This window comes from Pseudomonas sp. PA-7-1E, from assembly GCF_021605325.1.
Lineage (GTDB): Bacteria > Pseudomonadota > Gammaproteobacteria > Pseudomonadales > Pseudomonadaceae > Aquipseudomonas > Aquipseudomonas fluorescens_BV.
This window is the reverse complement of record NZ_WKFA01000010.1, coordinates 50,962-64,849: the sequence shown is the minus strand read 5'-3', so window position 1 is coordinate 64,849 and position 13,888 is coordinate 50,962. Positions and strand designations below refer to the sequence as shown.

Sequence of the window (13,888 nt, the reverse complement as noted above, 5' to 3'; positions counted from 1 at the left end):
CGCGAGGCCCATGGGGCGTCGGCGGCAAATGGGCGCACAGGATACCACTGCGCCTACATGCCACTGCACTTAGGTGCGCAGCAGTTGACGAGGATCAAGCTTAGGAGTCCGATAGGGGGCTACGCAGATTCGAACCCAAGGAGAAGTGCAGATGGCCAAACGTATCCAGTTCAGCGCCCATGGCGGCCCCGAAGTACTTGAATATGTGGACTACACGCCAGCGGAGCCTGGCCCACAGCAGGTTCGGGTGCGCAACGAGGCCATCGGCCTGAACTTCATCGACACCTACTTCCGCAGTGGCCTCTACGCGCCGCCCGCGCTGCCATCGGGCCTTGGTGCGGAAGGCGCTGGCGTGGTGGACGCGGTGGGCAGTGAAGTCAGCCAATTCAAAGTTGGCGACCGCGTGGCCTACGGCAGCGGCCCGCTGGGTGCCTACAGCGAGCTGCATGTGTTGCCTGCCGCCAACCTGGTGCACTTGCCGGATGAGATCAGCTTTGAACAGGCCGCCGGCGCCATGCTCAAAGGCCTGACCGTGCAATACCTGTTGCGCCAGACCTATGAGCTCAAAGGCGGTGAAACCATTTTGTTCCACGCCGCTGCGGGTGGCGTGGGTTCCCTGGCCTGCCAATGGGCCAAGGCCCTGGGGGTGAAGTTGATCGGCACGGTCAGCTCGCCGGAAAAGGCCGCCCTGGCCAAATCCCTCGGCGCCTGGGAAACCATCGACTACAGCAAGGAAGATGTCGCACAACGCGTACTGGAATTGACTGACGGCAAGAAGTGCCCGGTGGTGTACGACGGCGTCGGCAAGGACACCTGGCTGACCTCACTGGACAGCGTGGCGCCACGGGGTTTGGTGGTGAGCTTCGGCAATGCGTCGGGTGCGGTGGATGGGGTGAACCTGGGGATTCTGTCGGCGAAGGGTTCGCTGTACGTAACCCGGCCAACGTTGGCGACCTACGCCAACAGTGCGGCAAACTTGCAGGCGATGGCGGACGATCTGTTTTCGATGATCAAGAGCGGCAAGGTGCGCATTGATATCAACCAGCGCTACCCGCTGGCGGAGGCGGCCAAAGCGCAGACGGAGTTGTCGGCGCGGCGCACGACTGGCTCAACCATTCTGCTGCCTTAAGATCGTTCCCACGCTCTGCGTGGGAATGCATACCGTGACGCTCTGCGTCACAAGCGGACGCAGAGCGTCCAATGCGGCGTTCCCACGCAGAGCGTGGGAACGAGCTGCACCTTACGAGGGGCGCACCACATCACCCGTCACCAGGTCCCGAATCAGGCTCGGGTTCTTGCGCCCACCCAGGGCGCCGCCCAACACCAAGTCCACTTGCCCGCGAAAATACTGCTCTACGCGAAGCCGCGTGCGGGCCGCCGGGCGGCCCTGAGGGTTGGCCGAGGTGGAAATCAACGGGCCGACCTGGGCGCACAAATCTCTCACCAACGGATGATCACTGACCCGCAGCGCTACGGTGTCATGCACACCCGTGACCCATTCAGGCAGCAAGTCTTGATGGGGCACCAGCCAGGTATTCGGCCCTGGCCAAGTGCTGGCCATGCGTTCGATCCACGTTTGCGGGAAATCTTCAAACAGAAAGTCGAACTGACGAATATTATCCGCCACCAGGATCAGGCCTTTGTCGACCGAGCGGTTCTTGATCGCCAACAGTCGATCCACTGCTTCTTCGTTCCACGGGTCGCAGCCCAGGCCCCAAACCGCTTCGGTCGGATAGGCGATCACTGCGCCTGCGCGAATTTCCCGTGCGGCTTCCAGCACACGCCACCTGTTGACCATTGTTTACTCTCCGGACTAAAGCTCTGGGCAGTTTACCGATCTTCGTTACAAAACCTAGCGCCAAAAAAGGGCCATTACAAAAGCGGGCACCGCGCCAGCCAGCGCCCGCTTTCGCAAATCACTTGGCCCTCCAACTCCAGTTCCGTCAGGGTGGCCAGTACTTGGGACAACGGCCGACCGCTGGCAATCGCCAAGGCTTCGCTGCTAAGCGGTGCCGCGTGCAGCAGCGCCACCAACGGATGGATCACGGGCACCGGCGCAGCATGGGACAACCGCTGCCAACCGCGCAGGCTTTCAAGAATGTGCTCGATGGTTTCCACAAGCACCGCGCCATCACGGATCAGCTGATGACAGCCCTTGGCGGCGGGGTGGTGGATGGAACCCGGAATCGCGTACACCTCGCGCCCTTGCTCCGCCGCCAGGCGTGCGGTGATCAGCGAGCCGCTGGCCATACTGGCCTCCACCACCAGCACGCCTAACGACAGCCCGCTGATAATCCGGTTGCGCCGTGGGAAATTGCCGGCCTGGGGCGCTGCATCCAGCGGAAATTCGGAAACCACGGCGCTGCCTTGGGCAATCATCGCCGCGGCGAGCCTGCGATGGCGCTGTGGATAAAAATTTTCCAGGCCAGTGCCGAGCACGCCGATGGTATGGCCGCCTACGTCCAATGCCGCCTGGTGCGCCGCGCCGTCAATGCCCACCGCCAGCCCACTGGTGATGACAAAACCGGCGCTCGCCAGGCTACGGGAAAAGGCCGCTGCCGTGTCCATGCCCGGGCGAGAGGCACGCCGACTTCCCACCATGGCCAACTGTGGTTTTTCCAGAATACCGGGGTCGCCCGCCACGAATAACAACGGCGGCGCATCGTCGATCTGCGCGAGCAACGCCGGGTAATCAGGTTGGTCCCACATCAGCAAATGCTGGGCCGGGCGCCCCAGCCAGGCCAACGCTTCACTGGCACCGTCACGGACTTTGGGGCTACGTCGGGCCTCGGCACTGACGGCGGGCAAACCGAGGGAATGCCAGGCGCTGGCGGGAGCACTCAGGGCCTTGGAAGCGCAACCAAAGGCTTCGATCAATACGTGAAAACGCTTGGGCCCCAGTTCTGGCAGCCTGTGCAAGCGTAGCCGGGCTTCCAGCTCTGCCGGGGAAATATCGCTACTGTTTATCGGATTCATATGATCATCCTTGACCGGAACAAGCTGTGGATAACTCTGTTGGTAACTTATTTAGCAGGCTATTTATTGCGCTTGATCAGCCGTCTCGAAACGGTCTTGCACGGCTAGCGACCGTGAAGCACTGAGCACCAGGGCATAGCTGAGCTTTTCATAGGTACGAAACACCAGAAGGGTGCCGGCTCGCTCATCCGGGAGTGGCGTGGGCGTGCCGGTGAGGGCGTCTCGCACGGTGGCGCCAGCCTTGATCACCGTCAGCAGTTGGCCCTCCACCAGGCCATCGCGGCGGCCCTTGTTCAGGGTCACAGCGTCGAGCACGCCAATCTGCGTGACGCCCTTGGGGATGTCGATGATATGCCCTGTAATCAAGGGTGCAGGTTTGCACGGCTCCAGGTTCGCCAAAGCAACGGGAGGCTCGGCGCGCAACAAGCGGTCGCCTGGGCGGATTTCCTGGGTCACCCGTTGCACTGCGAGGGTGGTGAGGCTGTCGGCAAGCACAAAGCGCGCAGTGCCGATGTCGTCGGCATTGATGCCGAGTAACTCCTGGGTAACGGGGTCGGTGTAGGCCTTGCCTCGCCGAAAGATCCCGTAGCTCGGCTGGGCCGGGTCCAGACGCCCGCGCGCATGCACACGCTCGTCGTTGGCACCCAGCACGCGCCCGCCTTGCGCCGCAATAATATAAGGCGCGTTATCCAGGTCCTCGGGCGAGTCAAAAATACGGTTGTGCAGTAAAAAATGCTGGATGGCCTGTTGCGCTGCCTGATCCAGGCGCTCAGTGGGTTGCGCAATCAACGCCGTGGCGAACGGGGCCCACAGCAGCAAGACGAGTAGCGATTTCCTCATGGGGTGAATCTCCTTTATTATGTGCGTTCGCGTGAAATGCCATGGCCTTCGCGGCTTCCGAGCGTTTCACACCGGCCGTATGGGTCCATCCCACCGCCGATTTGTCTCTTCCTCACATGTGCAGCAATTACGCTTATGGCTATTTTGAACATCCTCGAATTTCCCGACTCGCGCCTGCGCACGATCGCCAAGCCGGTGGCCGTAGTGGACGACAAGGTTCGTCAGTTGGTCGATGACATGTTTGAAACAATGTATGAAGCCCCGGGCATCGGCCTCGCCGCTACCCAGGTCAACGTGCATCTGCGTGTCGTGGTCATGGACCTGTCGGAAGATCGCAGCGAACCTCGGGTGTACATCAACCCTGAGTTCGAACCGCTGACCGAAGAGATGGGCGAATACCAGGAAGGCTGCCTGTCGGTACCGGAGTTCTACGAAAATGTGGAACGCCCGCTGCGCGTGAAGATCAAGGCGCTGGACCGTGACGGCAAGCCTTTCGAACTGGTTGCCGAAGGCCTGCTGGCGGTGTGTATCCAGCATGAATGCGACCACCTCAACGGCAAGCTGTTTGTCGATTACCTGTCCACGCTCAAGCGTGACCGCATCAAGAAGAAGCTGGAAAAAAAGCATCGCCAGCAAGCTTGATGCCCTTCTTCCAAAGGCTTGCTGCGGCAAGCCTTTTTCTTTTGTGACCGCTTTTAACCGAGAACTCCCATGACCGAGCCATTGCGAATTGTTTTTGCCGGCACTCCTGAATTTGCCGCCGAACACCTCAAGGCGCTGCTTGCCAGCCCTTATGACATCGTCGCGGTGTACACCCAGCCGGATCGCCCGGCCGGTCGCGGGCAAAAACTGATGCCGAGTCCGGTCAAGCAGTTGGCGCTGGAGCACAACATTCCTGTGCTGCAGCCGCCGACCCTGCGTAACGCCGACGCCCAGGCCGAACTGGCCGCGCTGAAGCCCGACCTGCTGGTGGTGGTGGCTTACGGTTTGATCCTGCCTCAGGCTGTGCTGGATATACCGCGCCTGGGTTGCATCAACAGTCATGCTTCACTGCTGCCACGCTGGCGCGGTGCGGCGCCGATTCAGCGCGCCGTTGAAGCGGGCGATCAGGAGAGCGGCGTGACCGTGATGCGCATGGAAGCCGGCCTGGATACCGGGCCGATGCTGCTCAAAGTCACCACCCCGATCTCCGCCCAAGACACCGGCGGCAGCCTGCACGACCGCCTGGCTGAGCTGGGGCCGCCCGCCGTGATCCAGGCCATCGCTGGCCTGGCTGCCGGCACCCTGCAAGGTGAAATCCAAGACGACAGCCTGGCCACCTACGCCCACAAGCTGAACAAGGACGAAGCGCGCATCGACTGGAGCCGCCCTGCCGTGGAACTGGAGCGCCTGGTACGTGCCTTCAACCCATGGCCGATCTGCCACAGCACCCTGAACGGCGAAGCCTTGAAAGTGTTGGCCGCGACCCTGGCCGATGGCGTAGGCGCTCCCGGTGAGATCATCGGCGCCAGCAAAGACGGCCTGTTGGTGGCTTGCGGTGAACAGGCGCTGTGCCTGACGCGTCTGCAATTGCCCGGCGGCAAGGCGCTGAACTTCAGCGATCTGTTCAACAGTCGTCGTGAGAAATTCGCCCTGGGCACCACGCTTGGAGTGGTCACTCAATGAACCCACGTCTGGCCGCCGCCAAGGCTCTCGCCGCTGTGCTCAATGGCAAGGCTTCGCTGAACAGTTCTCTGCCGACGCAGTTGGATAAGGTTGAAGACCGCGACCGCGGGTTTACCCAGGACCTGGCCTTTGGCACCGCCCGTTGGCAGCCACGGTTGTCTGCGTTGGCCGCCAAGCTGCTGCAAAAACCGTTCAAAGCGGCGGACGCGGATGTCGAGGCGCTGTTGCTGGTGGGCCTCTACCAGTTGCTCTACACCCGCGTGCCGGCCCACGCCGCTATCGGTGAAACCGTCGGTTGCGCCGACAAGCTGAAAAAGCCCTGGGCCAAGGCCCTGCTCAATGCCGTGCTGCGCCGCGCCCAGCGTGAAAGCGAAACGCTGTTGGCCGAGCTGGAACATGATCCGGTGGTGCGCACCGCCCACCCGCGCTGGCTGCAAAAATCCCTGAAGGCCTTTTGGCCCGAGCAATGGGAGGCTATCTGCGCGGCCAACAACGCGCACCCGCCGATGATCCTGCGGGTCAACCGTCGCCACCACAGCCGGGATGCATACCTGCAATTACTAGCCGGCGCGGCCATCAACGCCACCCCGTGCGTGTACAGCACGGACGGTATCGTGCTGGAAGTCGCCGCCGATGTACGCAGCCTGCCGGGCTTTGCCGAAGGCTGGATCAGCGTGCAGGACGAGGCCGCGCAATTGGCTGCCGATCTGCTCGATTTGGCCCCAGGCCAGCGCGTACTCGACGCCTGCTGCGCGCCAGGCGGTAAGACGTGTCACATCCTTGAGGTTGAAAAAGACCTGGCCGGTGTGGTGGCTGTGGACCTTGAGGCCAAGCGCCTGGTGCGCGTGCGGGAAAACCTTGCACGCCTGGGCCTCAACGCCGACCTGATCGCCGCCGACGGCCGCGACACCGCCACCTGGTGGGACGGCAAGCCATTCCAGCGCATCCTGCTGGACGCTCCTTGCTCCGCCACCGGCGTGATCCGACGTCATCCGGACATCAAGCTGACCCGCCAGCCCGACGACATCGCCGCCCTGGCGGTGTTGCAAGGCGAACTGCTCGACGCGCTGTGGCCAACCCTGGAAGTCGGCGGCATCCTGCTTTACGCCACCTGCTCCACGCTGCCCACCGAAAATACCGAGGTCATCCAAGCTTTCCTCGCCCGCACCAGCGGCGCGCGCGAACTGGACCTCGCCACTAGCGCCGGTATCAAGCAGCCCCACGGTCGCCAACTGCTCGCGCAGGAAGGCGGGCACGATGGCTTCTACTACGCCAAACTGATCAAGATCGCTGCCGCGCGCGGCTGAATGGTTTTAAGGGAGTGACCGGATGAAAATCATCATCCTTGGAGCAGGGCAGGTTGGTGGCACGCTGGCCGAACATTTGGCCGGTGAAGCCAACGACATCACCGTGGTCGACACCGATGCCGAGCGCCTGCGCAACCTGGGCGACCGCCTGGACATTCGTACGGTGCAAGGTCGCGCGTCGTTTCCGACGGTGCTGCGTCAGGCCGGTGCCGACGATGCCGACATGCTGGTGGCTGTGACCAACAGCGACGAGACCAACATGGTCGCCTGCCAGGTCGCCCACACCCTGTTCCACACCCCGACCAAGATCGCTCGGGTGCGGGAAGCGGCTTACCTGACCCGCGCCGGGTTGTTCGACAACGACGCCATTCCGGTGGACGTACTGATCAGCCCGGAACAGGTGGTGACCCACTACATCAAGCGCCTGATCGAAATTCCAGGTGCGTTGCAAGTCATCGACTTCGCCGAAGGCAAAGCGCAACTGGTGGCAGTGAAGGCCTATTACGGCGGGCCGCTGGTGGGCCAGCAACTGCGCCAGCTGCGTGAGCACATGCCAAACGTGGAAACCCGCGTCGCCGCGATTTTCCGCCGTGACCGGCCGATCCTGCCCCAGGGCGACACGGTGATCGAGGCTGACGACGAAGTGTTTTTCATCGCCGCCAAGGCGAACATTCGTGCGGTCATGAGCGAAATGCGCAGGCTCGACGAGAGCTACAAACGCATCGTCATCGCCGGCGGTGGGCAGATTGGCGAGCGTTTGGCCGAAGCCATCGAAAGCCGCTATCAGGTGAAGATCATCGAGATGAGCCCGACGCGGTGTCGGCATTTGTCCGACACCCTCGACAGCACTGTCGTACTGCAAGGCAGCGCCTCGGACCGTGATCTCCTGATGGAAGAGAACATCGCCGACGCGGATATCTTCCTGGCCCTGACCAACGATGACGAAGCCAACATCATGTCGTCGTTGCTGGCCAAGCGGCTGGGGGCGAAGAAGGTGATGACCATCATCAACAACCCGGCCTATGTGGACCTGATCCAGGGCGGCGATATCGACATTGCCATCAGCCCGCAGTTGGCGACCATCGGTACCTTGCTCGCCCACGTGCGCCGTGGCGACATTGTCAGCGTGCACTCGTTGCGCCGTGGCGCAGCGGAAGCCATCGAGGCGATTGCCCACGGTGACTCCAAGTCCAGCAAAGTGATTGGCAAGGCGATCCGCGATATCGGCCTGCCGCCCGGTACCACCATTGGCGCGATCATTCGCGATGAAGAAGTGATCATTGCCCATGACGATACGGTGATCGCCACCGGAGACCACGTGATTTTGTTCCTTGTGGATAAAAAATATATTCGCGATGTTGAGAAGCTGTTCCACGTGGGGCTGAGTTTTTTCTGATTAAAAAATTGTGTGAGCCTGCCGCCGCCATCGCGGGCAAGCCCGCTCCCACATGTGATCGCGCTCCAAGTGTGGGAGCGGGCTTGCCCGCGATGACGATATCGAAACCGCTATGTAGCTAAAGGATGCACAGCCATGCTCGAATCCCTGGAAAAAATGCTCGCCAAGGGTGTGGATAATTCATTGCTGCGCTTTGGCCTGGGCAAGGGTTATCTGGACCTGAAGGACAACGCAAAGGCGGCCGAGCATTTGCAGCGATGCGTCGAGTTCGATCCGAAGTATTCGGCGGCGTGGAAGTTGTTGGGCAAGGCGCGGCTGGGATTGGAAGATCGCGCGGCAGCACACCTGGCATGGGAGAAGGGCATCGAAGCCGCCCAGGCCCATGGCGACAAACAGGCCGAAAAAGAAATGACGGTGTTCCTGAAGAAACTTGATCGCCAAACCTGAGGTGATCACCTGTGGGAGCTGGCTTGCCTGCGATGCAGACACCTCGGTATATCAGGCACTCCGAGGTGATGCTATCGCAGGCAAGCCAGCTCCCACATTTGATCTCCATTGGGCTGGAGGTCAGCGGTGAGTCAGTACCACCGCGCCTCACCCGGCGGGCGTTTCTTGAAGCGCTTCATGCTCCACATGTACTGGCTTGGGTAAGCACCTACATAGCGCTCAACTACCTTGCTCATCGCCGCACAGGACGTCGCGGTATCGGTGCTGTACATGTCCTCCGGCGCCGCTTCCAGGATCACCTTGTAGCCCGAGCCGTCCGGCAGGCGCAGGGCGTGCAGGAATACGCCAACGGCCTTGTGGCCCGCGAGCATGTTCGGCACGAATTTACTGGTGAGCGCCTGGGTGGCAAAAAACGGTACGAAGATCCCGGCGGACTCAGCCGGCTCCGGGTCGGCAGGAATACCCACCTGGCCGCCTTTGCGCACTTCCTTGATCACACTGAGAATGCCTTCCTTGGTGGAAGCCGCCACGCGGTTGCCCAACTGCACGCGCTGCTTGCGCAGCAACTCGTCCACGGCCTTGAGCTTGGGCGGGCGATAGAAAATGATCGGTTTGCACTGGCTGCAGTAGAAGTGGTTCAACACTTCCCAGTTGCCCAGGTGGCTGGTGATGCCCACCACGCCTTTGCCAGAAGCCAGGGCCTCGTGCAGCACTTCCAGGCCCTCGACTTCGCGGACCAGGTCGATGGAGCGCTGCGCCGGCCAGATCCACGCGCAGGCGCTTTCGGTGAGGGACTTGCCGATGTCCATCAGGCTGCGGCCCACCAGGCGCTCGCGCTCTGCCGGGTCCATGTCCGGGAAGCATTTGGAGAGGTTGATCCGCACCGTATCGCGGGAACGGTTGGGGGTTTTCCACATGATCCAGCCGATCCCTGTGCCGACGGCTTGTACAGCGCGCCAGGGCAGCAGGGCAAACAACCGAAGAGCGCCTACCAGCAAGGCGCCTTTAAACTTTTCCACAGGTCACTCCTGATCGTGTGTGGTGCGCAAAGCCGGCATTCTAACCGGCGTTGACCAAGTCCGCGTAACGGTCGCAGTCCTGGGTGTGGTCCATGACCATGCCCGAGGCCTGCATGAAGGCGTAGCAGATGGTCGGCCCGACGAAAGTGAAGCCGGCCTTTTTCAAGGCTTTGCTCATGGCTTCGGCTTCGGGCGTGATCGCCGGGACGTCGCTGCGATCCTTGAAGTGATTGACCTTGGGTTTGCCGCCGACAAACGACCACAGCAACCCCACCGGGTCTTCCAGCGCCAGCCAGGCCGCGGCGTTGCGCCGGGTAGCGTTGAGCTTCAAGCGATTGCGCACGATGCCCGGGTCCTGCATCAGCACCTCGATTTCTTCATCGCTCAATTGCGCCAGACGCTGCGCGTCAAAGCCGAACAACACCTTTCGATAATGCTCGCGTTTGCGTAAAACGGTGATCCAGGACAGGCCTGCCTGGAACCCTTCGAGCAAAAGCAACTCGAACAAACCCTGCGCATCGCGCAGCGGCGTTCCCCACTCTTGATCGTGATAAGCCATGTACAGCGGATCTTCAGAACACCAAAAGCAGCGTGGCATAAGGCTCCAGGGAGTGGTGGCGGGGCCGAATCGGGTATACTCCCGCTCTTTAAATCGCAGCCCAAGTAACAGGTGAATTTCGTGAGCCAGCCTACGCCAGCCGTGCGTACCTTCCAAGACTTGATCCTCGCCCTCCAGCAATACTGGGCCGAGCAAGGTTGTGTGGTACTTCAGCCCTACGATATGGAAGTAGGCGCCGGCACTTTCCACACCGCTACATTCCTGCGGGCCATCGGCCCGGAAACCTGGAACGCCGCTTATGTGCAGCCCAGTCGCCGCCCGACTGACGGCCGCTACGGCGAAAACCCGAACCGTCTGCAGCACTACTACCAGTTCCAGGTGGTATTGAAGCCCAACCCGGACAACTTCCAGGAGCTGTACCTGGGCTCGCTCAAGCATGTGGGCCTGGACCCACTGGTGCACGACATTCGTTTCGTCGAAGACAACTGGGAATCGCCAACCCTGGGCGCCTGGGGCCTGGGCTGGGAAGTCTGGCTCAATGGCATGGAAGTGACGCAGTTCACCTATTTCCAGCAAGCCGGCGGCATCGAGTGCTACCCGGTCACTGGCGAGATCACCTATGGCCTTGAGCGCCTGGCCATGTACCTGCAAGGCGTGGACTCGGTCTACGACCTGGTATGGGCTGACGGCCCGTTCGGCAAGGTGACCTACGGCGATGTGTTCCATCAGAACGAGGTGGAGCAGTCCACCTACAACTTCGAACACGCCAACGTCGACAAGCTGTTCGAACTGTTCGACTTCTATGAAAGCGAAGCCAAGCGCCTGATCGAACTCGACCAGCCGCTGCCGTTGCCAAGCTATGAAATGGTGTTGAAGGCGTCCCATACCTTCAACCTGCTGGATGCCCGCCGTGCTATTTCGGTTACTGCGCGCCAGCAATACATCCTGCGTGTGCGCACCCTGGCGCGTTCCGTCGCCCAAGCCTACCTGCTGGCTCGCGCCAAGCTGGGCTTCCCGATGGCAACCCCGGATTTGCGTGATGAAGTGTTGGCTAAGCTGGAGGCTGCACAATGAGTGCTCAAGATTTCCTGGTTGAACTGGGCACCGAAGAGCTGCCACCCAAGGCACTCAATACCCTGGCCGATGCGTTCCTGGCCGGTATCGAAAAAGGCCTGCAGACTGCCGGCCTGAAGTTTGAAACCAAAAAAGTCTACGCCGCGCCGCGCCGTCTGGCTGTGCTGCTGACCGCGCTGGAAACCCAGCAGCCGGACCGCAACATCAACCTGGACGGCCCACCGCGTCAGGCAGCTTTCGATGCCGACGGCAACCCGACCCAGGCCGCCCTTGGCTTTGCCAAGAAGTGTGGCGTAGAGCTGAGCGAGATCGACCAAAGTGGCCCGAAACTGCGTTTCAGCCAGGTCATCACCGGCAAGCCGACCGCCAGCCTGTTGCCGACCATCGTTGAAGACTCCCTGAACGACCTGCCTATCCCCAAGCGCATGCGCTGGGGTGCGCGCAAGGAAGAGTTCGTGCGTCCGACCCAATGGCTGGTGATGCTGCTCGGTGACCAGGTCATCGATTGCACCATCCTCGCCCAGAAGGCCGGTCGTGAGTCCCGTGGTCACCGCTTCCATCATCCAGAAAGCGTGCGTATCACTTCGCCGGCCAACTACCTCAACGACCTGCGCGCTGCTTATGTGCTGGCCGACGCCAATGAGCGTCGCGAGCTGATCAGCAAGCGCACCGAAGAATTGGCCCGCCTGCAGGAAGGCACCGCCATCGTGCCGCCAAGCCTGCTGGACGAAGTGACCGCCCTGGTGGAATGGCCGGTGCCGCTGGTGTGCTCGTTCGAAGAGCGTTTCCTCGATGTGCCGCAAGAAGCCTTGATTACCACCATGCAGGACAACCAGAAATACTTCTGCCTGCTGGATGTGGACGGTAAGTTGTTGCCGCGTTTTATCACCGTCGCCAACATCGAAAGCAAAGACCCGCAGCAGATCATCGCCGGTAACGAAAAAGTCGTGCGCCCGCGCCTGACCGACGCCGAGTTCTTCTTCAAGCAAGACAAGAAGCAGAAGCTGGAAGACTTCAACCTGCGCCTGCAAAACGTGGTGTTCCAGGAAAAACTCGGCAGCGTCTACGACAAGGCCGTGCGTGTGTCCAAGCTGGCGGCCTACATTGCCCCACGTATTGGCGGTGATGCCGCATGGGCTGCGCGTGCCGGCTTGCTGTCCAAGTGCGATCTGGCCACCGAAATGGTCGGCGAGTTCCCTGAGATGCAAGGTGTTGCCGGTTACTACTACGCCCTCAACGACGGCGAGCCGGACGATGTCGCCCTGGCCCTGAACGAGCAGTACATGCCACGCGGTGCCGGTGCAGAACTGCCGACCACCCTGACGGGTGCGGCTGTGGCGATTGCCGACAAGCTCGATACGCTGGTGGGTATCTTCGGTATCGGCATGCTGCCCACCGGCAGCAAAGACCCGTATGCCCTGCGCCGTGCGGCATTGGGCGTGCTGCGTATCCTGATCGACAAGAAGCTGGACCTCGACCTGACCCAGGCCGTGGTATTCGCCGTCGGCCAGTTCGGCACCAAGGTCAAGCAAGCCGGCCTGGCCGAGCAAGTGCTGGAGTTCGTGTTCGACCGCCTGCGTGCGCGTTACGAAGACGAAGGCGTGGACGTTTCCGTCTACCTGTCGGTACGTGCCCTGCAACCGGGTTCGGCACTGGACTTCGACCAGCGTGTACAAGCCGTGCAAGCGTTCCGCAAGCTGCCGGAAGCCGATGCCCTGGCCGCCGTGAACAAGCGCGTGTCGAACCTGCTGAGCAAGGCCGATAACCGCGGCAGTGCCGAAGTCGACCCTGGCCTGTTTGCCGACGCCAAGGAGTTCTCGCTGAACTCGGCCATCGCCAAGGCAGAGAACGCCGTGAAGCCGCTGATCGCCGAGCGTGACTACGCGCAAGCGTTGGCGCGCCTGGCGTCTCTGCGTGAACCGGTAGACGCGTTCTTCGAAGCGGTGATGATCAATGCCGACGATGCCGGCGTACGGAAAAACCGCTACGCGATGCTCGCGCGTCTGCGTGGCCTGTTCATCAATATCGCCGACATTTCCGTACTGGGCTGATCATGTTGAAACTGCTGATTCTCGATCGGGACGGGGTGATCAACTACGACTCCGACGCTTACATCAAGTCGGTGGAGGAGTGGATCCCGCTGCCCGGTTCGATCGAGGCCATCGCGCAGTTGAGCAAAGCCGGCTGGACAGTGGCCATCGCCACCAACCAGTCCGGCATCGCCCGCGGTTACTACGACATCGCCACCCTGGACGCCATGCACGCGCGGTTGCGCACGTTAGTGACCGAGCAGGGCGGTGAGGTGGGGCTGGTGGTCTACTGCCCCCACGGGCCGGACGAAGGCTGCGATTGCCGCAAGCCCAAGCCTGGCATGTTGAAAATTATTGCAGAACATTACAAGGTGCCCTTGGCTGGGATATGGTTCGTCGGGGACAGCCTCGGTGACCTGGAGGCGGCCAAAGCCGTCGACTCTCAGCCAGTTTTGGTTAAAACCGGAAAAGGCGAAAAGACCCAGGCTAAAAACCTGCCGGTAGGCACCTTGATTTTTGACGATCTGGCGGCCGTTGCCGCAGAACTTATCAACAACTAGCCGCCCTCGACTTCC

Annotated in this window: 14 protein-coding genes; 9 read left to right on the top strand and 5 right to left on the bottom strand. The window is 61.4% G+C overall.

Annotation, left to right across the window (positions count from 1 at the left end):
- Nucleotides 1–151 precede the first annotated feature (151 nt).
- Nucleotides 152–1,129 (top strand): quinone oxidoreductase family protein, encoded by a 978-nt coding sequence (locus GIW79_RS09190; protein WP_034129198.1) that lies wholly within the window; start codon nt 152–154, stop codon nt 1,127–1,129.
- A 111-nt stretch (nt 1,130–1,240) separates the two neighbouring features.
- Here GIW79_RS09190 and GIW79_RS09185 read toward each other — a convergent pair whose 3' ends face one another.
- The 3 genes from GIW79_RS09185 to GIW79_RS09175 all read right to left on the bottom strand — a co-directional run bounded on the left by GIW79_RS09185 (nt 1,241) and on the right by GIW79_RS09175 (nt 3,816).
- The gene (locus tag GIW79_RS09185; RefSeq protein ID WP_034129197.1) at nt 1,241–1,798 is read right to left on the bottom strand and encodes an L-threonylcarbamoyladenylate synthase; all 558 of its coding nucleotides are present in this window, start codon (nt 1,796–1,798) and stop codon (nt 1,241–1,243) included.
- A 74-nt stretch (nt 1,799–1,872) separates the two neighbouring features.
- Nucleotides 1,873–2,976, bottom strand: coding sequence for a DNA-processing protein DprA (gene dprA / locus GIW79_RS09180; RefSeq protein WP_054898864.1), 1,104 nt, complete (start codon nt 2,974–2,976; stop codon nt 1,873–1,875).
- 63 nt (nt 2,977–3,039) lie between these two features.
- A complete protein-coding gene (locus GIW79_RS09175; RefSeq protein ID WP_034129195.1) occupies nt 3,040–3,816 on the bottom strand; it encodes a hypothetical protein in 777 nt (258 codons plus the stop codon).
- Nucleotides 3,817–3,951: 135 nt separating this feature from the next.
- On the opposite strand from GIW79_RS09175, the gene def reads away from it, so the two are divergent.
- From def to GIW79_RS09150, 5 genes are all read left to right on the top strand, one after another.
- Entirely contained in the window at nt 3,952–4,458 is a 507-nt protein-coding gene (gene def / locus GIW79_RS09170; protein ID WP_020301426.1) for a peptide deformylase, read from the top strand.
- Between the two features lie 69 nt (nt 4,459–4,527).
- Nucleotides 4,528–5,481 (top strand): methionyl-tRNA formyltransferase, encoded by a 954-nt coding sequence (gene fmt, locus GIW79_RS09165; RefSeq protein WP_034129194.1) that lies wholly within the window; start codon nt 4,528–4,530, stop codon nt 5,479–5,481.
- The gene (gene rsmB / locus GIW79_RS09160; RefSeq protein WP_198790687.1) at nt 5,478–6,788 is read left to right on the top strand and encodes a 16S rRNA (cytosine(967)-C(5))-methyltransferase RsmB; all 1,311 of its coding nucleotides are present in this window, start codon (nt 5,478–5,480) and stop codon (nt 6,786–6,788) included. The genes fmt and rsmB overlap by 4 nt, the downstream gene beginning before the upstream one ends.
- A gap of 22 nt (nt 6,789–6,810) precedes the next feature.
- Entirely contained in the window at nt 6,811–8,184 is a 1,374-nt protein-coding gene (gene trkA / locus GIW79_RS09155) for a Trk system potassium transporter TrkA (protein WP_054898867.1), read from the top strand.
- A gap of 135 nt (nt 8,185–8,319) precedes the next feature.
- Nucleotides 8,320–8,631: a tetratricopeptide repeat protein gene (locus GIW79_RS09150; RefSeq protein ID WP_044270209.1), complete on the top strand. Its 312-nt coding sequence runs from the start codon at nt 8,320–8,322 to the stop codon at nt 8,629–8,631.
- A 131-nt stretch (nt 8,632–8,762) separates the two neighbouring features.
- Here the strand turns inward: GIW79_RS09150 and GIW79_RS09145 are convergent, their stop codons facing one another.
- Nucleotides 8,763–9,650, bottom strand: coding sequence for a lysophospholipid acyltransferase (locus GIW79_RS09145; RefSeq protein ID WP_014716285.1), 888 nt, complete (start codon nt 9,648–9,650; stop codon nt 8,763–8,765).
- Between the two features lie 40 nt (nt 9,651–9,690).
- Nucleotides 9,691–10,248, bottom strand: coding sequence for a DNA-3-methyladenine glycosylase I (locus GIW79_RS09140; RefSeq protein ID WP_003187266.1), 558 nt, complete (start codon nt 10,246–10,248; stop codon nt 9,691–9,693).
- 81 nt (nt 10,249–10,329) lie between these two features.
- Between GIW79_RS09140 and glyQ the strand changes: the two genes are divergently transcribed.
- Genes glyQ through gmhB form a run of 3 tightly spaced genes read left to right on the top strand, consistent with a single transcriptional unit; the run spans nt 10,330 to nt 13,873 of the window.
- The gene (gene glyQ, locus GIW79_RS09135; protein WP_003187265.1) at nt 10,330–11,283 is read left to right on the top strand and encodes a glycine--tRNA ligase subunit alpha; all 954 of its coding nucleotides are present in this window, start codon (nt 10,330–10,332) and stop codon (nt 11,281–11,283) included.
- Entirely contained in the window at nt 11,280–13,334 is a 2,055-nt protein-coding gene (gene glyS, locus GIW79_RS09130; RefSeq protein ID WP_236453041.1) for a glycine--tRNA ligase subunit beta, read from the top strand. The genes glyQ and glyS overlap by 4 nt, the downstream gene beginning before the upstream one ends.
- The gene (gmhB, locus tag GIW79_RS09125; protein WP_172415477.1) at nt 13,334–13,873 is read left to right on the top strand and encodes a D-glycero-beta-D-manno-heptose 1,7-bisphosphate 7-phosphatase; all 540 of its coding nucleotides are present in this window, start codon (nt 13,334–13,336) and stop codon (nt 13,871–13,873) included. Before glyS ends, gmhB begins: the two co-directional genes overlap by 1 nt.
- Nucleotides 13,874–13,888: the final 15 nt, after the last annotated feature.

What these genes read in the sequence shown, in the direction of transcription:
- GIW79_RS09140 (WP_003187266.1), bottom strand. Translation starts at nt 10,248, where the DNA reads ATGCCACGCTGCTTTTGGTGTTCTGAAGATCCGCTGTACATGGCTTAT.
- fmt (WP_034129194.1), top strand. Translation starts at nt 4,528, where the DNA reads ATGACCGAGCCATTGCGAATTGTTTTTGCCGGCACTCCTGAATTTGCC.
- glyS (WP_236453041.1), top strand. Translation starts at nt 11,280, where the DNA reads ATGAGTGCTCAAGATTTCCTGGTTGAACTGGGCACCGAAGAGCTGCCA.
- GIW79_RS09185 (WP_034129197.1), bottom strand. Translation starts at nt 1,798, where the DNA reads ATGGTCAACAGGTGGCGTGTGCTGGAAGCCGCACGGGAAATTCGCGCA.
- trkA (WP_054898867.1), top strand. Translation starts at nt 6,811, where the DNA reads ATGAAAATCATCATCCTTGGAGCAGGGCAGGTTGGTGGCACGCTGGCC.
- rsmB (WP_198790687.1), top strand. Translation starts at nt 5,478, where the DNA reads ATGAACCCACGTCTGGCCGCCGCCAAGGCTCTCGCCGCTGTGCTCAAT.
- def (WP_020301426.1), top strand. Translation starts at nt 3,952, where the DNA reads ATGGCTATTTTGAACATCCTCGAATTTCCCGACTCGCGCCTGCGCACG.
- GIW79_RS09190 (WP_034129198.1), top strand. Translation starts at nt 152, where the DNA reads ATGGCCAAACGTATCCAGTTCAGCGCCCATGGCGGCCCCGAAGTACTT.
- dprA (WP_054898864.1), bottom strand. Translation starts at nt 2,976, where the DNA reads ATGAATCCGATAAACAGTAGCGATATTTCCCCGGCAGAGCTGGAAGCC.
- GIW79_RS09175 (WP_034129195.1), bottom strand. Translation starts at nt 3,816, where the DNA reads ATGAGGAAATCGCTACTCGTCTTGCTGCTGTGGGCCCCGTTCGCCACG.
- GIW79_RS09150 (WP_044270209.1), top strand. Translation starts at nt 8,320, where the DNA reads ATGCTCGAATCCCTGGAAAAAATGCTCGCCAAGGGTGTGGATAATTCA.